We start from the raw sequence: 23,727 nt of genomic DNA on the forward strand, positions 1-23,727 counted from the left end.
CGCCGCTTTCAGGCCTACGGTTCGAACAACATTGTAGGCCTGATAAGCGAAACGTCATCAGGAAAAACATAATTCAATTAAACCACGATAAAACTGAAGATCCATCAATAAATCCGCGCAATACGTAATCATTTTTCACTAATCAACAATGACGATTGCATTTTTCATTTTTCAGACCGTAATCCCCTTGCGCCTTCCACGCCTTTGCGGCATTTTTTAGTCAAGCAAATACAAAAAGTACGACGCAACAGATTAACGGAGAAGGCTATGTGTTCTATTTTCGGCGTATTCGATATCAAAACAGATGCAGCGGAACTGCGTAAAAAAGCCCTTGAACTGTCACGCCTGATGCGCCATCGCGGCCCGGACTGGTCCGGCATCTACGCTTGCGATAACGCGATTCTCGCACATGAACGCTTGTCGATTGTTGATGTTAACGCTGGCGCCCAGCCCCTGTATAACGCCAGAAAAACCCACGTACTGGCGGTGAACGGTGAAATTTATAACCATCAGACGTTACGCGCGGAGTATGGCGATCGTTACGCGTTCCAGACAGGCTCCGACTGCGAAGTTATTCTCGCGCTGTATCAGGAAAAAGGGCCGGATTTCCTTGACGATTTACAGGGGATGTTCGCCTTCGCCCTGTATGACAGCGAAAAAGACGCTTATCTGATTGGTCGTGACCATATCGGTATTATTCCGCTCTATATGGGCTATGACGAATTCGGCAACTTCTACGTAGCGTCAGAAATGAAAGCGCTGACCCCGGTCTGCCGCACCATTAAAGAGTTCCCGGCGGGCAGCTACCTGTGGAGCAAAGACGGCGAAATTCGTCAGTACTATCAGCGCGACTGGTTCGATTACGATGCGGTAAAAGACAACGTCACCGACAAAAACGCGCTGCGCCAGGCGCTGGAAGAATCCGTGAAAAGCCACCTGATGTCCGACGTGCCCTATGGCGTGCTGCTCTCCGGCGGTCTGGACTCGTCGGTTATTTCGGCAATCACCAAAAAATTCGCCGCCCGTCGCGTCGAAGATCAGGAGCGCTCCGAAGCCTGGTGGCCACAGTTGCACTCTTTTGCGGTCGGTCTGGAAGGTTCGCCTGACCTGAAGGCGGCCCAGGAAGTGGCTAACCACCTCGGCACCGTGCACCATGAAATTCACTTCACCGTGCAGGAAGGCCTTGATGCCATTCGTGATGTTATCTATCACATTGAAACCTATGACGTGACCACTATCCGCGCCTCAACGCCGATGTATCTGATGTCGCGTAAGATCAAAGCGATGGGCATCAAAATGGTGCTCTCCGGCGAAGGTTCCGATGAGGTGTTTGGCGGCTACCTGTACTTCCATAAAGCGCCGAACGCCAAAGAGTTACATGAAGAGACGGTCCGTAAGCTACAGGCGCTGCATATGTATGACTGCGCCCGCGCCAACAAAGCGATGTCCGCCTGGGGCGTGGAAGCGCGCGTACCGTTCCTGGATAAAAAATTCCTCGACGTGGCGATGCGTATCAACCCACAGGATAAAATGTGCGGCAACGGCAAGATGGAAAAACACGTGCTGCGCGAGTGCTTCGAGTCTTATCTGCCAGCAAGCGTCGCGTGGCGTCAGAAAGAGCAGTTCTCTGACGGCGTAGGCTACAGCTGGATCGATACGCTGAAAGAAGTGGCGGCGAAACAGATTTCCGATCAACAACTGGAAACCGCCCGCTTCCGCTTTCCATACAACACGCCGTCGTCTAAAGAGGCGTACTTGTACCGGGAAATTTTTGAAGAATTGTTCCCGGTGCCGAGCGCGGCGGAATGCGTACCCGGCGGCCCGTCCGTGGCCTGTTCTTCCGCCAAAGCCATTGAGTGGGATGAAGCATTCAAAACGATGGATGACCCGTCAGGCCGCGCGGTCGGCGTGCATCAGTCGGCGTACCAGTAAATTAACGATGACGAAAGAGCCCCTAGGGGCTCTTTTTTTATAGCAAACCACTTTCGGAAAAACGATTAATAACCAATAATTGCCGAATATTGCGCCACGCTGTTCGCAACCTAACCAAACAGACACTTTCCGACGTTTTTCGATGAAAAAGAGGTTGACGCTTCAAGGCTCAATACGCATAATGCGCCCCGCAACGCCGATAAGGTAACGCGAAAAAAGATGGCTACGTAGCTCAGTTGGTTAGAGCACATCACTCATAATGATGGGGTCACAGGTTCGAATCCCGTCGTAGCCACCATCTTTTTTGCGGGAGTGGCGAAATTGGTAGACGCACCAGATTTAGGTTCTGGCGCCGCAAGGTGTGCGAGTTCAAGTCTCGCCTCCCGCACCATTCACCGATAAGCGTTGTACGGATGGGGTATCGCCAAGCGGTAAGGCACCGGTTTTTGATACCGGCATTCCCTGGTTCGAATCCAGGTACCCCAGCCATATTTCTTCGAGTTTGCGGTTCACCGCGACGGTATTGGGGTATCGCCAAGCGGTAAGGCACCGGTTTTTGATACCGGCATTCCCTGGTTCGAATCCAGGTACCCCAGCCATCGAAGAAATCATCTGGCTACGTAGCTCAGTTGGTTAGAGCACATCACTCATAATGATGGGGTCACAGGTTCGAATCCCGTCGTAGCCACCATATTCAGAACGCGTCGAGGTATTCGACCGGTTCGAAAATAATTTGTTGGGGTATCGCCAAGCGGTAAGGCACCGGATTCTGATTCCGGCATTCCGAGGTTCGAATCCTCGTACCCCAGCCAGTTTTAAAGACGCTCTGCTGACGAGCGCAAGAAGTACGACAATTGGGGTATCGCCAAGCGGTAAGGCACCGGATTCTGATTCCGGCATTCCGAGGTTCGAATCCTCGTACCCCAGCCACCTTTAAAAAGCTCGCTTCGGCGAGCTTTTTGCTTTTCTGGCAATTCGGACTGCCTGATGGCGCTACGCTTATCAGGCCTACGGGCGAATACAGGCCGGGTAAGGTATCCGCCACCCGGCATAACACAAACTACAACCCCAACGCATACTTCAGCGCCTGACGTTTTAGCACGCCTGCGCGCTGCGCCGCCATCAGCCCCATATTGCGTAAAATACGCAGCGGCGGCAGTTCATTGCTGAACCCGGCATAGAACAGATCCATTCCACTTTGCATCATAAAATTATCTGCCATGCGCCGCGTCTGATAGCGTTTCAACACCGAATGGCTGGCCCAGGACTCGCCATAGCTACGGGCACTCGCCAGCACATCAATCAACGCATCAACATCCCGATACCCCAGGTTGACGCCCTGCCCGGCCAGCGGATGAATGGTATGCGCCGCGTCGCCTACCAGCGCCAGCCCCGGTTGTACATACTGCAACGCGTGACGACGGGTTAGCGGAAACGCGCCCGCCGCGACAGGCATCACCGCCCCCAGACGCGCCGGAAAGTGCTGGTTAATTTCCACCTGCAATTGCGTCATCGATAAACCCTGCAGCTGGCGAATACGTGCCGGAGCGTCATACCACACCAGCGACGCCCAATCGTCGAACAGCGGCAAAAAAGCGCGCGGCCCCGTTGGCGTAAACTGCTGCCAGGTGCTGTCGCCTGGCGCATTTTCACACTTGACGGTGATAAGCATACACGACTGCGCATATTGCCAGGCATGAATGCCAATTCCCGCCATTTGCCGAACCTGCGAATTCGCGCCGTCGGCGCCAATCACTAACTTCGGCGTGATACATTCGCCGTCGGCCAGTTCCAGCGCATAACCATCGTGGCGGCGTTGCAATGCCGCCAGTGAAGCCGGAACGCGCAGCGTCACGCCGGGGTGCGCTTCCAGCGCCTGCCATAGCGCCTGTTGCAGGACGTTGTTCTCTACCATATAGCCTAACAGCGGCAGCTTGAGTTCAGCGGCGTCGAACACCACATGGGCGTTTTCCCACTCCCAGGTCTCCAGTCGCCGATAAGGATGGCTACGCATCCCCTGCACCGCCTCCCAAACGCCCAGTCCCTTGAGCAGCGCCACGGATGCCGCGCTAATGGCCGAAATCCGCACGTCAGGCTGGCTGTCCGCCACAAACGGCGCAGGCGCGGCATGTTCTATTACCATCACCGTAAACCCTTGCTGCGCCAGACCCAGCGCCAGCGCGCCGCCGACCATTCCCCCGCCGACAATGGCAATTTCCGTTGGTTGATTTGTCATGGTCATTCATCCTGTTACGTTTTAGACAAGTTTACAGGATTTTTTACCCATTAGGGCTGACGTCAGTCATACTGGTCACAACCGCGCCAAAGCATTACACTATGCGCCCTGGTTTTCAGCCACTATTTCGCAAGAGCAAGTCGATGACTAAAAAACTCCATATTAAAACCTGGGGCTGTCAGATGAACGAGTACGATTCATCGAAGATGGCCGATCTGCTGGACGCCACCCACGGCTATCAACTGACCGACGTGGCGGAAGAGGCGGATGTGCTGCTGTTGAATACCTGCTCAATCCGCGAGAAGGCTCAGGAAAAAGTCTTCCATCAATTAGGTCGCTGGAGACTGTTAAAAGAGAAAAATCCCGATCTGATTATCGGCGTCGGCGGCTGCGTGGCTTCCCAGGAAGGCGAGCACATTCGTCAACGCGCCCATTACGTCGACATTATTTTTGGCCCGCAAACCTTACACCGCCTACCGGAGATGATTAACTCCGTGCGTGGCGACCGCAGCCCGGTGGTCGATATCAGCTTCCCGGAAATCGAGAAGTTCGACCGTTTGCCGGAACCGCGCGCCGAAGGCCCGACCGCTTTCGTTTCTATCATGGAAGGCTGCAATAAATATTGTACTTACTGCGTGGTACCGTATACCCGCGGTGAAGAAGTCAGCCGTCCCTCAGACGATATCCTGTTCGAAATCGCCCAGTTAGCGGCGCAGGGCGTGCGTGAGGTCAACCTGCTGGGCCAGAACGTTAACGCCTGGCGCGGAGAAAACTACGACGGCACCACCGGTACCTTTGCCGATCTGCTGCGTCTGGTTGCCGCCATCGACGGCATTGACCGTATTCGCTTTACCACCAGCCATCCGATTGAGTTCACCGACGATATTATCGAGGTGTACCGCGATACGCCGGAGCTGGTCAGTTTCCTGCATCTGCCGGTACAGAGCGGTTCCGATCGCGTGTTGAATCTGATGGGGCGCACCCACACTGCGCTGGAATATAAAGCAATCATCCGTAAACTGCGCGCGGCGCGGCCGGACATTCAGATAAGCTCTGACTTTATCGTCGGTTTCCCTGGCGAAACTACCGATGATTTCGAAAAAACCATGAAGCTTATCGCTGACGTCAACTTTGATATGAGCTACAGCTTTATCTTCTCTGCGCGTCCGGGAACGCCGGCTGCCGATATGGTTGATGACGTACCGGAAGAAGAGAAGAAGCAGCGTCTGTATATTCTGCAAGAGCGTATCAATCAGCAGGCGATGGCATGGAGCCGCCGTATGCTCGGCACGACACAGCGCATTCTGGTGGAAGGCACGTCACGTAAAAACATTATGGAACTGTCTGGCCGTACCGAAAACAATCGGGTGGTGAACTTTGAAGGCACGCCGGAGATGATTGGTAAGTTTGTCGATGTGGAAATTACTGACGTCTATCCGAACTCCCTGCGCGGAAAAGTGGTGCGTACCGAAGATGAAATGGGGCTGCGCGTCGCCGAAACGCCGGAGTCCGTCATTGCCCGTACCCGTAAAGAAAATGAGCTAGGCGTAGGATTCTACCAGCCTTAACCCTGCTGAAAAGGCAATAATGCCCGATGGCGCTACGCCTGTCGGGCTTCCTGGTCATGGCCTGTCGCCCGACGGGCCTTGCAATTTTCTCTCTTCATCCCCATCTTCATTGCAATGCTTGCGCCTTTTCCCTATGGCGTGAATAATTTCCTTAGATGCCGGTAAATGTTCAGCGTCCGGCGATACAGACACAAGAGGAACAGTTTGAATATAGACACTCGCGAAATTACCCTTGAGCCCGCAGACAACGCCCGTCTGTTGAGCCTTTGCGGGCCGTTTGATGACAATATTAAACAGCTCGAACGTCGTCTCGGTATTGAAATCAACCGCCGTGACAATCACTTTAAACTGACCGGTCGTCCGATTTGCGTGACCGCGGCGACAGATATTTTGCGAAGTCTGTATGTCGATACCGCACCGATGCGCGGCCAGACTCAGGATATCGAACCGGAACAAATTCATCTGGCGATCAAAGAAGCGCGGGTGCTGGAACAGAGCGCGGAAAGCGTGCCTGACTATGGCAAAGCGATCAATATCAAAACCAAGCGCGGCGTGATTAAACCGCGTACCCCGAACCAGGCGCAGTACATCGCCAATATTCTCGATCATGATATTACCTTTGGCGTCGGCCCAGCGGGTACCGGTAAAACTTATCTTGCGGTCGCCGCTGCGGTAGACGCCCTGGAGCGCCAGGAGATTCGCCGTATTCTACTGACCCGTCCGGCGGTGGAAGCGGGCGAAAAACTCGGCTTTCTGCCAGGCGATTTAAGTCAGAAGGTGGACCCGTACCTGCGTCCGCTGTATGACGCGCTGTTCGAAATGCTCGGCTTTGAAAAAGTCGAGAAGCTGATTGAACGCAATGTGATTGAAGTCGCACCGCTGGCCTATATGCGCGGACGCACGTTAAACGACGCCTTTATCATTCTGGATGAAAGCCAGAACACCACTATCGAACAGATGAAGATGTTCCTGACGCGTATCGGCTTTAACTCGAAAGCGGTGATCACCGGCGACGTGACGCAGATTGACCTGCCACGCAACACCAAATCCGGCTTGCGTCATGCCATTGAAGTGCTGGCGGAAGTCGATGAAATCAGTTTCAACTTCTTCCACAGCGAAGACGTGGTGCGCCATCCGGTCGTTGCCCGCATTGTTAACGCCTATGAAGCCTGGGAAGAGGCCGAACAAAAACGCAAAGCGGCGTTGGCGGCGGAGCGTAAGCGTGAAGCCCAGGAGCAGGAACAGAAATGAGCCAGGTGATCCTCGATTTACAGTTGGCCTGTGAAAACCACGCGGGCCTGCCGGATGAAGCTCAGTTTCAACGCTGGCTGGACGGCGTTATTCCGCAGTTTCAGGAAGAGGCGGAAGTCACAATCCGTCTGGTGGATGAGGCCGAAAGCCACGACCTTAATTTGACGTACCGCGGGAAAGATAAACCCACTAATGTTCTCTCCTTCCCGTTTGAAGCGCCCCCCGGCATTGAAATACCGCTACTGGGCGATCTGATTATTTGCCGTCAGGTCGTGGAGCAGGAAGCGCAGGAACAGAGCAAGCCGCTGGAGGCGCACTGGGCGCACATGGTCGTGCACGGTAGCCTGCATTTGCTGGGTTACGATCATATCGACGATGACGAAGCGGAAGAGATGGAGTCTCTCGAAACGGAGATTATGCTTGCTATGGGCTATGAGGATCCGTACATTGCCGAGAAGATTGCAGAATAGTAGCTTGCCGGATGGCGGCGCTTGCGCCTTATCCGGCCTACATTCATGCCTTTTGTAGCCCTGATAAGCGTAGCGCCATCAGGCAAAACATGCCGTCACAGCTGAGTATACGCATGACGAGCTTTGTATTAACTAACATGAGAACCCATACGACGCCATGAGCGACGACAATTCACACAGTAGTGACACAGTAAACAGTAAAAAGGGATTTTTTTCCCTGCTACTCAGCCAGCTTTTCCACGGTGAACCTAAAAACCGTGATGAGTTGCTGGCGCTGATCCGTGATTCCGGGCAGAACGAGCTTATCGATGAAGATACGCGCGATATGCTCGAAGGCGTAATGGACATCGCCGACCAGCGCGTTCGCGATATTATGATCCCACGCTCCCAGATGATTACCCTGAAACGCAACCAGACGCTGGACGAATGTCTCGATGTTATCATCGAGTCCGCCCACTCGCGTTTTCCGGTGATCAGCGAAGATAAAGATCACATTGAAGGGATTCTGATGGCCAAAGATTTGCTGCCGTTTATGCGCAGCGATGCCGAAGCCTTCAGCATGGACAAAGTGTTACGCCCCGCGGTTGTCGTACCGGAAAGCAAACGGGTTGACCGTATGCTCAAGGAATTCCGCTCCCAGCGCTACCATATGGCCATCGTTATCGATGAGTTTGGCGGCGTTTCCGGCCTTGTGACTATCGAAGACATCCTCGAACTGATTGTCGGTGAAATTGAAGATGAGTATGACGAAGAAGACGATATCGACTTCCGTCAGCTTAGCCGCCATACCTGGACGATTCGCGCGCTGGCGTCGATTGAAGACTTCAACGACGCTTTCGGCACCCACTTCAGCGATGAAGAAGTCGATACCATCGGCGGACTGGTGATGCAGGCGTTCGGCCATTTACCGGCCCGCGGCGAAACCATTGACATTGATGGTTACCAGTTCAAAGTGGCGATGGCCGATAGTCGTCGTATTATTCAGGTGCATGTCAGGATCCCGGATGACTCGCCCCAGCCAAAACTGGACGAATAACAGCAATAGTGGACTAAAAATGGCATTTGCCTCGTTAATTGAACGCCAGCGTATTCGCCTGCTGCTGGCGTTATTATTCGGCGCCTGCGGAACGCTGGCTTTCTCTCCGTATGACGTCTGGCCCGCAGCGATAGTGTCGCTTATCGGGCTGCAGGCCTTAACGTTTAATCGCCGCCCGCTCCAGTCTGCCGCCATCGGCTATTGCTGGGGACTCGGACTTTTCGGTAGCGGGATTAACTGGGTTTATGTCAGTATCGCGCAGTTTGGCGGCATGCCGGGCCCGGTTAACGTTTTTCTGGTGGTGCTGCTTGCAGCTTATCTCTCGCTGTATACCGGACTGTTTGCCGGGATTTTGTCGCGCCTGTGGCCAAAAACCAACTGGCTGCGCGTCGCTATCGCCGCGCCTGCAATATGGCAAATCACCGAATTTTTACGCGGCTGGGTGCTGACCGGCTTCCCCTGGCTGCAATTTGGCTATAGTCAGGTCGATGGCCCGCTAAAAGGCCTGGCGCCGGTAATGGGCGTCGAAGCGATCAACTTCCTGCTGATGATGGTCAGCGGCCTGTTAGCGCTGGCACTGGCGACGCGGAACTGGCGTCCGCTGGCTGTCGCCGTGATTCTGTTTGCTTTGCCCTTTCCGCTACGTTATATCCAGTGGTTTACGCTGGAACCGGCCAAAGCGACCCAGGTATCGCTGGTGCAGGGCGATATCCCGCAGTCGCTGAAGTGGGACGAAAACCAGCTACTGAATACGCTAAAAATTTATCTCAACGAAACTCGCCCAGAGTTAGGCAAATCACAGATTATTATCTGGCCTGAGTCGGCGATTCCGGATCTCGAAATCAATCAGCAGCCTTTCCTTCGTTCGCTGGACGAGATGTTACGCGAAAAAAATAGCACGCTGATCACCGGTATTGTCGATGCGCGTCTCAATAAACAGAATCGATACGACACCTACAATACGATTATTACGTTGGGCAAGGATAATCCATACAGTTATGACTCGCCCAATCGCTACAATAAAAATCACCTTGTACCCTTTGGCGAGTTCGTTCCGCTGGAGTCTATCCTGCGTCCGCTGGCGCCGTTCTTCGATCTGCCCATGTCCTCCTTTAGCCGCGGCCCTTATATCCAGCCGCAGTTACATGCGCACGACTATAAGCTGACGGCGGCAATCTGTTATGAAATTATTCTTGGCGAGCAGGTGCGAGATAACTTCCGCCCGGACACCGACTACCTGCTGACGATTTCTAACGACGCCTGGTTTGGTAAGTCCATTGGCCCGTGGCAACATTTCCAGATGGCGCGGATGCGTTCGCTGGAGCTGGCGCGTCCGTTACTGCGCAGTACTAATAACGGTATTACGGCGGTGATTGGCCCGCAGGGCGAAATCCAGGCGATGATCCCGCAGTTCACACGCCAGGTACTGACCACCCACGTCACGCCAACCACGGGGTTAACTCCCTATGCCCGTACCGGCAACTGGCCGCTATGGGTACTGACCGCGCTGTTTGCTTTTGGCGCGGTAGTGATGAGTCTGCGACAACGACGGAAATAATCTCTCCCCAGGCCGGATAGCGCTTCATTTATCCGGCCTGAAAATCCTCCTTTTTCCCTCATTCTGGCACGTCTATTGCTTTGTTAAACATGGCAAACCTGTTCTGGCTGCTTGTGCAACCTGGTCGCACCAAAATCGATCATCGGTAGCACCTGAACGGTGCAATGTAGGATTTTTGCCTCTGAACGGTGCGGCGCACTTCGCAAAAATAAACAATATCGCAGCAAAATATTTACAACAAGCCACACTAAATGTTAACAAACACACATAACACTGCACGCGCAAGTTGCAGGCAATAACAACATCACAATAGCTATCAATGCGTCGACGGCGCAGATGATAAAGGAGTTGGATATGCAATTACGTAAGCTAACCACAGCAATGCTGGTCATGGGACTGTCTGCGGGCCTTGCGCACGCAGAAGATGGCGCGCCTGCCGCTGGTAGCACCCTGGACAAGATCGCTAAAAATGGCGTGATCGTCGTCGGGCATCGCGAATCTTCTGTGCCCTTTTCTTATTACGACAACCAGCAGAAAGTGGTCGGCTATTCCCAGGACTACTCCAACGCCATTGTGGAAGCGGTAAAAAAGAAACTTAACAAGCCCGATCTGCAGGTGAAGCTGATCCCGATCACCTCGCAAAACCGTATTCCGCTGTTGCAAAACGGAACCTTCGATTTTGAATGTGGTTCAACGACTAACAACCTTGAGCGCCAGAAACAGGCCGCCTTCTCCGATACGATTTTCGTCGTCGGGACGCGACTGCTGACTAAAAAAGGCGGCGATATTAAAGATTTCCCGGATCTGAAAGGCAAAGCGGTCGTCGTCACCTCCGGGACGACCTCTGAAATTCTGCTGCATAAGCTTAACGAAGAGCAAAAGATGGGGATGCGTATTATTAGCGCGAAAGACCACGGTGACTCGTTCCGCACCCTGGAAAGCGGTCGCGCCGTCGCCTTTATGATGGATGACGCGCTGCTGGCCGGCGAGCGCGCCAAAGCCAAGAAACCGGATAACTGGGAGATTGTCGGTAAACCGCAGTCCCAGGAAGCCTACGGCTGTATGCTGCGTAAAAACGACCCTGAGTTTAAAAAGCTGATGGACGATACCATCGCCCAGGCGCAAACCTCCGGCGAAGCGGAAAAGTGGTTTGATAAGTGGTTTAAAAATCCGATCCCACCGAAAAACCTGAACATGAATTTCGAGTTGTCTGACGAGATGAAAGCCCTGTTCAAAGCACCGAATGATAAAGCGCTTAACTAACTAAAACTAAATGGGACGGGACTCCTGTCCTCTCGATTGTCGCTCAGCACGGACAGACTATAAGCCTGATGGTCGTTCCCCATCGGGCCTGAAGCCGCAAATCGCCGGGCAACAATCTTCGAGGGTAGCGCTGCTACCCTTTTTTTTCGGAGTAGATGTATGTCAATAGACTGGAACTGGGGTATTTTTTTACAGGAAGCCCCCTTCGGCAATACCACCTATCTCGGCTGGCTATGGAGTGGTTTTCAGGTCACCGTCGCCCTTTCGATTACCGCCTGGATTATCGCTTTCCTGGTAGGATCTATTTTCGGCATTTTACGTACCGTTCCCAACCGTTTCCTCTCCGGGCTGGGCACGTTGTACGTAGAACTGTTCCGTAATGTGCCGCTGATCGTGCAATTCTTCACCTGGTACCTGGTGGTGCCTGAACTGTTGCCGGAAGATCTTGGCATGTGGTTTAAGGCGGAACTCGATCCCAATATTCAGTTTTTCCTCTCCTCAATGATCTGTCTGGGACTGTTTACTGCCGCCCGCGTTTGCGAACAGGTGCGCGCCGCGATTCAGTCTCTGCCTCGCGGGCAGAAGAACGCGGCGTTGGCGATGGGGCTAACGCTGCCGCAGGCTTATCGCTATGTCCTGCTCCCGAATGCCTATCGCGTTATCGTGCCGCCAATGACGTCAGAGATGATGAACCTGGTGAAAAACTCGGCTATTGCCTCAACCATCGGCCTGGTGGATATGGCGGCGCAGGCAGGCAAACTGTTGGATTACTCGGCGCACGCCTGGGAATCCTTCACCGCCATTACGCTGGCCTATGTGCTGATTAACGCCGTTATCATGCTGGTCATGAGCCTGGTTGAACGCAAAGTCCGCCTGCCGGGCAACGTGGGGAGCAAATAATGTACGAATTTGACTGGAGTTCGATTATCCCCTCACTGCCTTACCTGCTGGCCGGGTTGGTCATCACGCTGAAGATCACCGTCACCGCCGTTGTCGTGGGGATAGTCTGGGGAACCATTCTGGCCGTCATGCGCCTCTCAAGCTTTGCCCCTATCGCCTGGTTTGCTAAAGCGTATGTTAACGTTTTCCGTTCCATCCCGTTGGTGATGGTCTTGCTGTGGTTCTATCTGATTGTACCCGGCTTTCTGCAAAACGTGCTGGGACTATCGCCGAAAACCGATATCCGCCTGATCTCCGCGATGGTGGCATTCTCCATGTTTGAAGCGGCCTACTATTCCGAGATTATTCGCGCCGGTATTCAAAGTATTTCCCGCGGGCAGTCCAGCGCCGCGCTGGCGCTGGGGATGACCCACTGGCAGTCGATGAAGCTCATTATTCTGCCGCAGGCGTTTCGGGCGATGGTGCCGCTGTTGCTTACGCAGGGCATCGTGCTATTTCAGGACACCTCTTTAGTTTATGTACTCAGCCTGGCGGACTTCTTCCGCACCGCGTCGACTATCGGCGAGCGTGACGGTACTCAGGTCGAAATGATTCTGTTCGCCGGCGCCGTTTATTTTGTTATCAGCCTGAGCGCGTCGTTGCTGGTCAGCTATTTGAAGAAAAGGACAGTTTAATGATTACCCTGAAAAATGTTTCAAAATGGTATGGTCACTTTCAGGTGCTGACCGATTGTTCAACAGAAGTGAAAAAAGGTGAGGTGGTGGTAGTCTGCGGGCCATCGGGTTCCGGTAAATCCACGCTGATTAAGACCGTCAATGGCCTGGAGCCGGTGCAAAAAGGCGAAATTACCGTTAACGGCATTATTGTGAACGACAAAAAAACCGATCTGGCGAAACTGCGTTCCCGCGTGGGCATGGTATTCCAGCACTTCGAGCTGTTTCCCCACCTGTCGATCATCGAAAACCTGACGCTGGCGCAGGTGAAAGTACTGAAACGCGATAAGGCCGCCGCCCGCGATAAAGGCCTGAAGCTGCTGGAGCGCGTTGGCCTGTCTGCACATGCCAACAAGTTCCCGGCGCAGCTTTCCGGCGGTCAGCAGCAGCGTGTCGCCATCGCCCGTGCGCTGTGCATGGACCCCATTGCCATGTTATTCGATGAACCGACTTCCGCGCTCGATCCGGAAATGATCAACGAGGTACTGGACGTGATGGTCGAGCTGGCGAACGAAGGGATGACCATGATGGTGGTGACGCACGAAATGGGCTTTGCCCGTAAAGTGGCTAACCGGGTGATCTTTATGGATGAAGGTAAAATCGTCGAAGATTCGCCAAAAGAGGAGTTCTTCGCTAACCCCAGTTCCGATCGCGCAAAAGACTTCCTTGCGAAAATCCTGCACTAATCTTCCCGGCGCGCACGTCAGAGTGCGCGCTATCTCACGCTTTACTTCTTCGCTTCTCGAAACGTATCCAGCCGGGCGTTAACCTTGTCACAAAGTACCGCTTACAAGGAGCCACAATGGCACTGCCCATTATTATTGATTGCGATCCGGGTCATGATGACGCGATCGCCCTCGTTCTCGCCCTCGCCTCCCCTGAACTGGAAGTGAAAGCGATCACCTCTTCCGCCGGTAACCAGACGCCGGAGAAGACCCTGCGCAACGTGCTGCGGATGCTGACGCTGCTCAAACGCCCGGATATTCCGGTGGCGGGCGGCGCGGTGAAACCGCTCATGCGCGAACTGATTATCGCTGATAACGTTCACGGCGAAAGCGGTCTTGACGGCCCGGCGCTGCCCGAGCCGTCATTCGCCCCGCAAAGCGGCACTGCCGTTGAGCTGATGGCAAAAACACTGCGCGAGAGCGCACAGCCGGTCACCATCGTCTCCACTGGCCCACAGACCAACGTGGCGCTGCTGCTGAATAGCCATCCGGAACTGCATACGAAAATCGCCCGCATTGTGATCATGGGCGGCGCAATGGGATTGGGTAACTGGACGCCCGCTGCGGAATTTAATATTTACGTCGACCCGGAAGCGGCAGAAATTGTCTTCCAGTCAGGCATTCCGGTGGTGATGGCCGGGCTGGACGTCACCCATAAGGCGCAGATTCACGCCGCCGATATCGAGCGTTTCCGCGACATCGGCAATCCAATTTCGACGATCGTGGCTGAACTACTCGACTTCTTCTTTGAATATCACAAAGACGAAAAATGGGGATTTATCGGCGCGCCGCTGCACGACCCGTGCACTATCGCCTGGCTGCTGAAACCCGAGATTTTCACCACCGTTGAGCGTTGGGTTGGCGTGGAAACCCAGGGGAAATACACCCAGGGGATGACGGTGGTGGATTATTATTTCCTGACGGGGAATAAGCCGAATGCGACGGTGATGGTCGATGTAGACCGCCAGGGATTTGTCGATTTGCTGGCGGAACGGCTGCAATACTACGCATAAAGCGCAAAGTAGAATCCAGGGATGAACAGCGATGTTTTGGCGTAACAATAGACCTGAAATCAGCCTGCTACAGCACGACGTAGCCCATATTACGTTTTCAGTACGTAACGGAAAAGCATTGCTTCGTCCCTGCGTTATCCACGATCCCGACTCTGACGCCGGTATTCATACGCTCTCCTGGCATGGCTCGCCGCTGATTCGTTTTTACACTGAAGCCTGGTGCCCAACCTGCGCAGAATTTGTTTATGCTGGTTTTAGCAATGATGATGAAGGCGCCGCGGAGTTTTTATCCTCACTTGCCGAGTGGAATCAGCCAGGAGTCGGGTTGAACGAAGCATTTACCGCCCTGACGCCGCTGTTTTCACTCTTTGCCGATGGCTATTACCGACTGGAGGAACGCGAACTTTATCCCACAGATGGCAACGGACATTTTTTCTGGGCGGTGGGTAACGAAAAACAACCGAATCCCGCGACCACAGGGCAGTGGATTGCTGACGTGGACTATCACTACCAGTCCGGCGAACCATGTTTTTTACTGCCAGGCCAGCCCCCATCGCGATTTAACCCACAACGCGCCGGGTATTACCGCGATAAGCCAGAGAGCCACGCGCTGGCCTGGTATATGAATGACAGCTGGCTTTGCGTCCTGCTTGATGGTCACCATAAAGCCACCGCCGCCGCGCTGGAAGGCCGGCCCGTGAAGACCTGGGTCATCAGCCAGCCGGTGGCGATGACATGCTACGAGACGCGACAGCAATACCTGCGATTTTATGACGGCGAGCGCCTGGAAGAAGCCCAGTTTCAGCGCCGCATCCCCTGAAAATACAGTACGAAAAACTACCGCCATCCCTTTGGGAGGATTACTTTACTCGCCATGACGAACGTTATACCCGCGTCAACTGGCCGAACGCATTGGCTAACTGCGCGGCGAATTATCCCGATCTTGCGGCCTGCGCAGATATTATTGCCGCAGGCGATTTGAGCGAAGCCGGCCTCAACAAAATCATGGCGCAAGGGATCGCCGAAGAGGGATTTCCCGCCGTACTGTTACGCGCGCTGTTTTATACCCATTCTCCCTTGTTGATTGATTTTGTCCGTTTTCTGACTCGCGCACCCGGTTATGCTTGCCACTACCCGCTGGCGTTTCGTTTACTGGCCCAGAAACGCACGCCACAGGCCGATGCTTTTTTCCTCGATTTCGCCATCAATGATGACGGCGAGCGCCCGGAGTTAACGAATATTATGGATGAATACTTTCGCCAGGCGTGACATTGATAAAGATCACCACGCCAGAGGGTGGTGTTCTTTATTCTATAAACTCTCTTTCCCGATAAATTAAACGCAATGGATAATGCAACGTTAGCGATTGGTATCGATCTCGGTACCACCAATAGTTTAATCGCCGTCTGGCAAGACGGAGCCGCACAATTAATACCTAATAAATTTGGTGAATATTTAACACCATCCATAATTAGTATGGATGAAAATAAGCAAATCCTGGTGGGAAAACCTGCCGCAGCTCGTAAAACATCTCATCCAGATAAAACCGCTGCCTTATTTAAACGCGCAATGGGCAGTAATACTCACTGGCATTTGGGTGAAGAGTCGTTTAATGCGCCGGAATTATCTTCGCTGGTTTTACGCTCGCTGAAAGAAGATGCGGAAGACTACCTTCAGCAGCCAATCAAGGACGTCGTGATCTCGGTTCCGGCTTATTTCAGCGATGAGCAGCGGAAGCATACACGCCTTGCCGCTGAGCTTGCGGGGTTAAACGCCGTGCGCTTGATCAATGAACCCACGGCGGCGGCAATGGCTTATGGCCTGCATACGCAGCAAAACAGCCGTTCGCTGGTTTTCGATCTGGGGGGCGGAACCTTTGATGTGACCGTTCTGGAATACGCTACGCCGATTATCGAAGTTCACGCCTCCGCTGGCGATAACTACCTCGGCGGCGAAGATTTCACGCATTTGTTGCTTGATGAAGTGCTGAAACGCTGGAACCTCGATAAATCAGCGCTGACGGATAGCGATCTGGCTGCGCTGTATGCCTGTGTTGAAGCCGCAAAATGCGCCAGCAGCTCCCCGCTGCGCATGAGCTGGCTTTATCAGGAGAGCGTTCTGGAAAGCACGTTTTATGACGATGAGCTGGAAGCCCTGTGGCTACCGTTGCTCAACCGGCTGCGCACGCCCATTGAGCAGGCGCTACGCGACTCCCGACTCAAACCGGAGCAAATTGACAGCCTGGTGCTGGTCGGCGGCGCGTCACAGATGCCGCTGGTGCAACGCATCGCGGTGCGCTTATTCGGTAAATTGCCCTATCAAAGTTACGATCCCAGCACCATCGTGGCGCTTGGCGCCGCAACTCAGGCCGCCTGTCGCCTGCGCCATGAAGACGTTGAAGAGGTGATCCTCACAGATATCTGCCCCTACTCGCTGGGCGTGGAAGTCAACCGACAGGGCGTGCCTGGTATCTTCTCGCCCATCATTGAACGCAATACCACCGTTCCGGTGTCAAAAGTGGAAACGTACTCCACCATGCACCCTGAGCAGGACTCTATTTGCGTCAGGGTATACCAGGGCGAAAGCCATAAGGTGAAAAATAATATCCTGATCGATTCTTTTGACGTCATGCTGAAGCCGAACGGGCACATTCAGGCCATTGATATTCGTTTTAGCTACGATATTAATGGTCTGCTGGAAGTTGACGTGCTGCTGGAAGACGGCAAGAGTGAATCCAGAATCATCAGTCACAATGCCACCTCACTGACGACGCAGCAAATCGACGCCAGCCGCGAGCGCCTGCAGGCGCTGAAAATTTATCCCCGCGATATGCTGATTAACCGGACGTTTAAAGCACAGTTAGAGGAGCAGTGGTCACGCGCGTTAGGCGATGAGCGCGAAATGCTGGGGGAGATTATTACCGATTTCGACGCGGCCCTGCTGTCTAATGATATGCAGCGCGTCGATGACGTGCGCCGTCGCGCCTGCGAATATCTGGGTATTGACGAGCCGAAAGCGCCGTAACGGCGCTTTCACTGCCCCTGTTCAGAAAAAATGGAAGAATCGATTTAACGCGCAGACAATCAACGCGATCAAACCGACAATCTTCATGATTTTCATCACCCCGCCAGATTCCGCCTGACGGGGTGCTTCGGTTTTCGCTTCAGAAGACAATTTTTTCTCAGCCGCCAGCCTGAGCTCTTCCGCCAGCTCCTTTTTGTCGCGAATATCGCCTGGCTTCATGGCAATTTTAGATGACAATGCCTGCGTTATCAGCTCCTCCAGCGGACAGGCTTGCCCCTCCTCCAGCCGGATCAGCAGGCGAAAAAAGGGCTTTTCTTTGGGAAACGCTTCCAGCACCACCTGCTCCGCCGTCCGGTACAGCTCCAACAGCGGCGTTTCGGGTTCCCCCTGGGTACTCAGCCGCGAATTTGCCCACGCCATCGCTTTTCGCTTATAAAACAGGGAGTCAACAAATGAACGCCCCAGCGGTGATAACCTACCGCTGTGCAAAATATCCGCCCACAGTAAACGCGTGCGCGCGCTTTCACCGGGCACATATTCGGCATCCACCATACAGCGCGCTTCGACCGCCATCACCGCCAGCGGGAAGAAATCAGGCCGATGCTGGCGGCACCAGCCCAGCAACAGGTCGTCCGCCTGCGTGGAGGGATAACGCTGCCAGAAATCGCAAAGATCGGCCAACAGGCTTTCCCCTTCACCGCAGAGCAAACGCTGTTTGCACAGGTAATAGTGCGCATCTTCGTTATCCGGCTCCGCGGCCTGCCAGCGACGAGCAATATCGACCAGTTCCGCCATGCCCCACTGCTCGGCGCTAAACCAGTGTAATAGTTTACGATGCAGCTGTTTATCATCGGGAATTATCCAGGCTCCCTGAACCTGCAGAGCGTCGGCAAAATGTTCGGGATAAAAGCGCCAGATACTCTCAAGCTTAAAAAAATAGGCGTCAGTTTGGTCTTGAACAACAAGAGGCAATTTGGCCAGACTTAGCAGATCAAACGCATCGCCCCGCTTTACGGTCTCCAGAAATGCTTCCAGCTCTTCTCCCTCAGCATCATCGTCTGCTTCCTGCGGCTGCCAGTTCAGACGCTGCGCCAACAATGCCAGGCAAGACAGCGAGATCGTTTCCGTTTTCATGGCGATGTCGCACAACTGCCAGCGCAGCTTATCTATCTCATCCATTGAACACTGGTTCAATTGCTGAATAAATTTCTGCCATGCCGAGGGCTGAAAGCGATCGCGCTCTGATGCCAGCAATTCCCTGAACGCCACCAGTATTTCATGTTCGTCGCCCACCTCTTCCGTTTTTGCGTCCTCCGCAGGCGAGGCGGCCCAGTGCTGCGCTTCTTCATAGGCCTGGCGCAATCGCTTAAAACCCTGCGGATCGCTCTCAGGGTGGAATGAGGGCAACAGGGCAAGATAAGCCTGACGGATACATTCCAGATCGGTGGTAGGTTCAATGCCCAGGATTTCCCAACAGATATTCATAAATCGCTCACTCCTTTAAGCGTTTCCGGGCATGTCGGTTGTTCGTTGAGCGGACGCCACGGTAGCTGCGCATAATAACTCTCTGTCGTAGAGGCCAGTTCATTAAACATCCGCGCGCCTGAAGCGTCGTACTTTAGGTGAGCGAAATATGCCTGTATGGTGTCCCCTTTAGCCTGCCAGTACAGCCGACCCAACGAATAGGCGGCAAAATATTGCGTCCAACCGTCGTAAAAATAGTACGCCCGCGCATAGATACGCGATTGCAGCCACAGGCTTTCCTCTTCCGTCAGCCATTGATTCAACACCCCCATCCGGCATAAAAACCCCATACGCACATAGTCCCAGGCTTTAATGCCTCCGCGCCCGCAGCATAGTGCGGTTTCGGCAACAAATCGCGCATAAATCTGGCCCTGCTCGCCAAACTGCGCGGTAAATTCGCGCCATTGACGAGGAGATAGCGTAAACCAGCGGATATAAAAGGGAGCCAAATCTGCCGCATGACCATCGTCCGTCATCCGATAGATGGTTTGAATAAGATCTTCACGGTTATCAATCCCCCATGAATCGGAGAGATCGACAGCAGGAATTCCGGTATACATTGCTGGAGAGGTATGCGAAGGCTCATTGCCGATATATAGCACCTCCATCGGCGTGGAGAGCGCAAAAAGTAAATATTGTTCTTCCTTGTCCATATTCGATATCCCTAATGCATAAACTGGCGTAATACATGGCCGACAACGCCAATAAATAAAATGATTTTAATCACCTGCCAGAGGCCAAAGCCGCCGCCAGATTCCTCCGTACTCGGCGAAGTCACCGTCGTCACCGGTTCTTCATCTGCGACTACAGCTTCACACGGTGTGGCGACAGCCGCAGCCCGCCCCAGCAACCCGCGAATAACCAGCGCTTCCAACGGGCAGATATCCGGCGCATCAAGCTTCGTTACCAGACTCTGTAACAATGCCGCTGACGGCTCCTCGGCGCACGCCAGGCTATCCGCCACCTGATACAACAGCCAGTATGGATGCTGGCTATGCGCCTCACTCACCGCTGGCGCGCCATAATTCAAACGCCGCGCAATAAAACTTTCGCTTAGCGGCGATAATGCGCCGCTGTGCAGCGCCTCGGCCCACAGCAAGCAGGAACGAGCGCTTGAGCCGGGAATATACAGCAGCTGTTCAGCGTTAATATCCACCTGCTCACGCCCCTCAACCGCCATCACCAGCAGCGGGAAAAAGTCCGGTCGATGCTGACGGCACCAGCGCAGCAACAGATCGTCAAGCTGGGTAGAAGGATGCGCCCACCACTGCGCGTAAAGTTCTGGCAGCAGGCTATCGCCTTCACCGCAAAATACGCGCTGGGCTAAGTAGTAATAACCCGGCGTTGCGTTATCGGGTTCGGCTTCCTGCCATGCCAGGGCGACAGGCAGCAGCTCCGCAATACCCCAGTGCAAGGTGCTGAACCAGCGTAACAGACGTCGTTGAAAGCGTAGATTGTCCGGGATAATCCACGGGCCGTGCTGGGCCATAAGTTGGGCGAAATAGAGAGGATGCTCGAAAAAGGTGTTGTCCAGGGCATCATAAAAAGCAATGGTCTGGTTTTGTACCGCCACTGGCAAATGCAGCAATAGCGAATAATCAAACAGGTCGCCACGGCGGATTTCAAACAAAAGATCCTCCACCTCCTCGGCATCGACATCTCGATTATCACTCCCCTGTTCCCAGGCCAGGCGATCTGACAGCAGTTTCAGACACGAGTACGAAATAGGAAAGGTCTTCATCGCGATAGCGCACAGCCACCAGCGCGATTTTTCGACCTGTGAAATCGATAATTTATTGATCTGTTGGATAAACTCCTGCCATGCCTGCGGCTGAAAGCGCCGTTCGCCATCCGCCAGCAAATCACCGAATATCTCCCTGAGATAATTCACCCACGGGGTATCGGGATCCTCATCAACCACCGTAATGGCGGGCGATGTTGTCCCCTGCAATGCATTCTCATAGGCTTCTCGCAATTGCTTAAAACCCTGCGGATCGGTTTCCGGATGAAATGACGGCAGCAGCGCCAGATAAGCCTGACGAATGGCGTCGGTATCCGTGGTGGCCTCAATGCCAAGGACTTGCCAACAGGTTTTCATAGATCGCTCACCTCCTGAAGCGTGTCCGGGCATTCAGGGTAATGGGGCAGGTAGCGCCACGGCAGCGTGGCGTAAAAACTGTCCTTCCCTGCGATCAGCTTATTCATCATACGTCGCCCCGCGTCATCAAACTCCTTACGGGCGAATGTCTCGCGTAGCAACGGTAGGTTATCGCCATTCCGTAACTGCCAGTACAAACGCCCGGTGTAATAAGCGCTGAAATATTGCAACCAGCCGGAATAATAGCTGAGCGCACGAAGCTGTATCCGCGACTGCAGCCACAGGCTCTCCTCTTCCGTCAGCCATTCATTGAGCACGCCCATGCGGCAGAGAAATCCCATCCGCACATAATCCCAACTGCGAATACCACCTTCGCCGCAACACACGGCGGTATCAGCGACGAATCGGGCATAAATGCGATCTCCCTCGTCCAGCGCGTCGGTATACTCCTGCCACTCCTGCGGCGCATACCTAAACCAGCGGCGATATAGCCATTCCAGTTGCGTGGCATGACCGTCATCCGTCATGCGGGAAATGGTCTGAAGCAGTTCATCGCGATTTTCAATACCCCACGACGATTCAAGATCGAAACGTTTTACACCTAAATACATTTTCGGTGACGAATGTGAAGGTAAACAGTCCTCGTTCAATACTTCCATCGGCGAGGAAAGTGCAAAGAGTAAATATTGTGATTCTTTATCCATAATAAATCGCCAAAATATATTCACACCACAAATAAAAACGCAATTGAAAACTAAAATAGAGTACAACAAAGCCAAATCGCAATATATTATTAATCTAAAAAACAATGGCGGGATAAATTAAAAAATGAATCATTCCATAACCAGTCATCCCTGCGACAACGTATCTTTAGCACAATTAACCGAACTGGCGCAGTCAGGAAATAGTGAAGCTCAATATATATTAGGCCGTTTATATAATGACGAACGTATAGATGGCAGCGAAGAGGATAAGCTCTCTTTTTATTGGTTGCAGCAGGCAGCTGAACAAGGACACTGCGAGGCACAATATTGGCTCGGCTTACGATACAAAGACACGCCTACCGACATGAAAGATAATACGCTGGCTTTATTCTGGTCAGAAAAAGCCGCACAGCAAGGACACCGCCACGCTTTCAACACATTAGGCTGGGTTCAGGAAGGAGAAACCGGGATGGCGCCAGATTATGCCCAGGCCGTTGCCTGGTATCGCAAAGGAGCAGAACAGAGCCACAACCTTGCGCAATATAATCTCGGGAGAATGTATCATTCAGGAACTGGCGTAGAGCAAAATGATACACAGGCACTCTACTGGTTTAAACAGGCAGCATTACAAGGCCATTGCGCCAGCCAGGAAAGACTGGCGTATATGTATGGCAATGGGAAAGGATGTCGGAAAAATTTATCCCTTGCCGCCCTTTGGTACAAGAAGAGCGCGCTACAAGAGAGCAGCTACTCGCAATATCAGATGGGCTATTGTTATTACATCGGAAAAGGTATCAAACAAGATTACCAGCAGGCAATATACTGGTTTCGAAAAGCGGCAGACCAGGGTGACGATGATGCCTATAACAGTATCGGCTGGATGTACAAATGCGGTCATGGCGTCGAGCAAAATTATTCGCTAGCACTGGAATGGTTCCACAAATCAGCAGAATGTAACAATTCATCGGGCTGGTACAACCTCGGATGCATGTACAGAGATGGATACGGTACCGCACAAGACCTACAACAAGCGCTCTACTGGTTCAAAAAAGCACAGCCCACGGGCAAATGGAACGTCGACGAAGAGATCCGTAAGCTGGAAGCCCAACTGCACGCTTAACATGGCGGACGGCAACCGTCCGCTCACGATAATGAACCTTACGGCTCAAACGGCCTGCGCTGGAACTGATCGTGGCCACACTTCGGGCAGAGCGGCAACACATCCGGCGTGTAAACCGCCAGATGATAGTGGCATTTCTCGCACACCAGATTCCCCAATCCCACCACTTCGCCACTGTGATACACGCCGTGGTGATTCAAATCCTGGAATACCTCGCGCCATTCCAGCTGGGTTTTGTCGGTAATGTCCGCCAGTTCCTGCCAGAGACTCTCTTTAATCACCCGTAAGAAGACGCTATCGTCCTGGCTCTCTTCGTAGCTCATGGCGAACTCTTCCAGATCGCGTCTGACAGCGCGCGTCAGTTCGTCCACCTCGGTTCGCGTTAACTCCCCTGTTTGCATCACGCGCTGGCGCGCCTGCTCCACCAGCGCATCAATGTCGCGCTCGCCATTGCGTAAACGCTCGCTTAATGAGGCCACCAGTTCACGGTAATATTGAGCAACCTTGTTCATCACTTCACCTCTTGGATCGTTAACTGCCTATAATAATAGACGTTATTTGCGTTACGCTTTGCAAGGCTGCCCACAGAGTC

General features: G+C 53.3%; 19 protein-coding genes, 7 tRNA genes and 1 pseudogene. 21 read left to right on the plus strand and 6 right to left on the minus strand.

Annotated features, from left to right (window positions below; all coding sequences use genetic code 11):
• Positions 1–267 precede the first annotated feature (267 nt).
• From asnB to ACLJNW_RS11525, 8 genes are all read left to right on the plus strand, one after another.
• The gene (asnB, locus tag ACLJNW_RS11490) at positions 268–1,932 is read left to right on the plus strand and encodes an asparagine synthase B (RefSeq protein ID WP_000337034.1); all 1,665 of its coding nucleotides are present in this window, start codon (positions 268–270) and stop codon (positions 1,930–1,932) included.
• Between the two features lie 221 nt (positions 1,933–2,153).
• Positions 2,154–2,230: transfer RNA gene (locus ACLJNW_RS11495), tRNA-Met, on the plus strand.
• An 8-nt stretch (positions 2,231–2,238) separates the two neighbouring features.
• Positions 2,239–2,323, plus strand: a tRNA-Leu gene (locus ACLJNW_RS11500).
• A gap of 23 nt (positions 2,324–2,346) precedes the next feature.
• Positions 2,347–2,421: transfer RNA gene (locus ACLJNW_RS11505), tRNA-Gln, on the plus strand.
• Positions 2,422–2,456: 35 nt separating this feature from the next.
• A tRNA-Gln gene (locus ACLJNW_RS11510) sits at positions 2,457–2,531 on the plus strand.
• 15 nt (positions 2,532–2,546) lie between these two features.
• Positions 2,547–2,623, plus strand: a tRNA-Met gene (locus tag ACLJNW_RS11515).
• Positions 2,624–2,669: 46 nt separating this feature from the next.
• Positions 2,670–2,744 (plus strand) — tRNA-Gln (locus ACLJNW_RS11520).
• Positions 2,745–2,787: 43 nt separating this feature from the next.
• Positions 2,788–2,862 (plus strand) — tRNA-Gln (locus ACLJNW_RS11525).
• Positions 2,863–2,992: 130 nt separating this feature from the next.
• On the opposite strand, the gene ubiF is transcribed toward ACLJNW_RS11525, so the two are convergent.
• Positions 2,993–4,168 carry a 3-demethoxyubiquinol 3-hydroxylase gene (ubiF, locus tag ACLJNW_RS11530; protein ID WP_023204618.1) on the minus strand — a complete coding sequence of 392 codons (1,176 nt, stop codon included), beginning with the start codon at positions 4,166–4,168 and terminating at the stop codon, positions 2,993–2,995.
• A 143-nt stretch (positions 4,169–4,311) separates the two neighbouring features.
• Between ubiF and miaB the strand changes: the two genes are divergently transcribed.
• From miaB to hscC, 12 genes and pseudogenes are all read left to right on the plus strand, one after another.
• Positions 4,312–5,736 carry a tRNA (N6-isopentenyl adenosine(37)-C2)-methylthiotransferase MiaB gene (miaB, locus tag ACLJNW_RS11535; protein WP_001519200.1) on the plus strand — a complete coding sequence of 475 codons (1,425 nt, stop codon included), beginning with the start codon at positions 4,312–4,314 and terminating at the stop codon, positions 5,734–5,736.
• Between the two features lie 204 nt (positions 5,737–5,940).
• On the plus strand, positions 5,941–6,987 hold the full coding sequence (locus ACLJNW_RS11540) for a PhoH family protein (RefSeq protein ID WP_001018045.1): 1,047 nt from the start codon (positions 5,941–5,943) through the stop codon (positions 6,985–6,987).
• Positions 6,984–7,457 carry an rRNA maturation RNase YbeY gene (gene ybeY, locus ACLJNW_RS11545; RefSeq protein WP_023204619.1) on the plus strand — a complete coding sequence of 158 codons (474 nt, stop codon included), beginning with the start codon at positions 6,984–6,986 and terminating at the stop codon, positions 7,455–7,457. Before ACLJNW_RS11540 ends, ybeY begins: the two co-directional genes overlap by 4 nt.
• 157 nt (positions 7,458–7,614) lie before the next feature.
• Entirely contained in the window at positions 7,615–8,493 is an 879-nt protein-coding gene (corC, locus tag ACLJNW_RS11550; RefSeq protein WP_001278612.1) for a CNNM family magnesium/cobalt transport protein CorC, read from the plus strand.
• Between the two features lie 19 nt (positions 8,494–8,512).
• Positions 8,513–10,051 (plus strand): apolipoprotein N-acyltransferase, encoded by a 1,539-nt coding sequence (gene lnt / locus ACLJNW_RS11555; protein ID WP_001749116.1) that lies wholly within the window; start codon positions 8,513–8,515, stop codon positions 10,049–10,051.
• Positions 10,052–10,405: 354 nt separating this feature from the next.
• Positions 10,406–11,314 carry an amino acid ABC transporter substrate-binding protein gene (locus ACLJNW_RS11560; RefSeq protein WP_001518176.1) on the plus strand — a complete coding sequence of 303 codons (909 nt, stop codon included), beginning with the start codon at positions 10,406–10,408 and terminating at the stop codon, positions 11,312–11,314.
• A gap of 159 nt (positions 11,315–11,473) precedes the next feature.
• Positions 11,474–12,214 (plus strand): glutamate/aspartate ABC transporter permease GltJ, encoded by a 741-nt coding sequence (gltJ, locus tag ACLJNW_RS11565; RefSeq protein ID WP_000020930.1) that lies wholly within the window; start codon positions 11,474–11,476, stop codon positions 12,212–12,214.
• A complete protein-coding gene (gene gltK, locus ACLJNW_RS11570) occupies positions 12,214–12,888 on the plus strand; it encodes a glutamate/aspartate ABC transporter permease GltK (RefSeq protein ID WP_000272799.1) in 675 nt (224 codons plus the stop codon). Before gltJ ends, gltK begins: the two co-directional genes overlap by 1 nt.
• Entirely contained in the window at positions 12,888–13,613 is a 726-nt protein-coding gene (gene gltL / locus ACLJNW_RS11575; RefSeq protein WP_000631369.1) for a glutamate/aspartate ABC transporter ATP-binding protein GltL, read from the plus strand. The genes gltK and gltL overlap by 1 nt, the downstream gene beginning before the upstream one ends.
• 116 nt (positions 13,614–13,729) lie before the next feature.
• Positions 13,730–14,665, plus strand: a complete 936-nt coding sequence (gene rihA, locus ACLJNW_RS11580) for a pyrimidine-specific ribonucleoside hydrolase RihA (protein ID WP_023182245.1) — start codon at positions 13,730–13,732, stop codon at positions 14,663–14,665.
• A gap of 31 nt (positions 14,666–14,696) precedes the next feature.
• A pseudogene (locus ACLJNW_RS11585) lies at positions 14,697–15,934 on the plus strand (hypothetical protein).
• A gap of 75 nt (positions 15,935–16,009) precedes the next feature.
• A complete protein-coding gene (hscC, locus tag ACLJNW_RS11590; protein WP_000368035.1) occupies positions 16,010–17,689 on the plus strand; it encodes a molecular chaperone HscC in 1,680 nt (559 codons plus the stop codon).
• A 21-nt stretch (positions 17,690–17,710) separates the two neighbouring features.
• On the opposite strand, the gene ACLJNW_RS11595 is transcribed toward hscC, so the two are convergent.
• Genes ACLJNW_RS11595 through ACLJNW_RS11610 form a run of 4 tightly spaced genes read right to left on the minus strand, consistent with a single transcriptional unit; the run spans position 17,711 to position 22,015 of the window.
• Positions 17,711–19,174 carry a J domain-containing protein gene (locus ACLJNW_RS11595; protein WP_024154500.1) on the minus strand — a complete coding sequence of 488 codons (1,464 nt, stop codon included), beginning with the start codon at positions 19,172–19,174 and terminating at the stop codon, positions 17,711–17,713.
• The gene (locus tag ACLJNW_RS11600; RefSeq protein WP_000356624.1) at positions 19,171–19,866 is read right to left on the minus strand and encodes a DUF1266 domain-containing protein; all 696 of its coding nucleotides are present in this window, start codon (positions 19,864–19,866) and stop codon (positions 19,171–19,173) included. The genes ACLJNW_RS11595 and ACLJNW_RS11600 overlap by 4 nt, the downstream gene beginning before the upstream one ends.
• A gap of 11 nt (positions 19,867–19,877) precedes the next feature.
• Positions 19,878–21,311: a J domain-containing protein gene (locus ACLJNW_RS11605; protein WP_000845203.1), complete on the minus strand. Its 1,434-nt coding sequence runs from the start codon at positions 21,309–21,311 to the stop codon at positions 19,878–19,880.
• Positions 21,308–22,015 (minus strand): DUF1266 domain-containing protein, encoded by a 708-nt coding sequence (locus ACLJNW_RS11610; protein WP_001534204.1) that lies wholly within the window; start codon positions 22,013–22,015, stop codon positions 21,308–21,310. Before ACLJNW_RS11610 ends, ACLJNW_RS11605 begins: the two co-directional genes overlap by 4 nt.
• Positions 22,016–22,139: 124 nt before the next feature.
• Here ACLJNW_RS11610 and ACLJNW_RS11615 point away from each other — a divergent pair, with 124 nt between their 5' ends.
• Positions 22,140–23,135 (plus strand): tetratricopeptide repeat protein, encoded by a 996-nt coding sequence (locus ACLJNW_RS11615; RefSeq protein ID WP_001016627.1) that lies wholly within the window; start codon positions 22,140–22,142, stop codon positions 23,133–23,135.
• Between the two features lie 38 nt (positions 23,136–23,173).
• Here ACLJNW_RS11615 and ACLJNW_RS11620 read toward each other — a convergent pair whose 3' ends face one another.
• Positions 23,174–23,647 (minus strand): zinc ribbon-containing protein, encoded by a 474-nt coding sequence (locus ACLJNW_RS11620; protein ID WP_001044884.1) that lies wholly within the window; start codon positions 23,645–23,647, stop codon positions 23,174–23,176.
• Positions 23,648–23,727: the final 80 nt, after the last annotated feature.

Source organism: Salmonella sp. SAL4457, assembly GCF_046548235.1.
Taxonomy (GTDB): domain Bacteria; phylum Pseudomonadota; class Gammaproteobacteria; order Enterobacterales; family Enterobacteriaceae; genus Salmonella; species Salmonella enterica.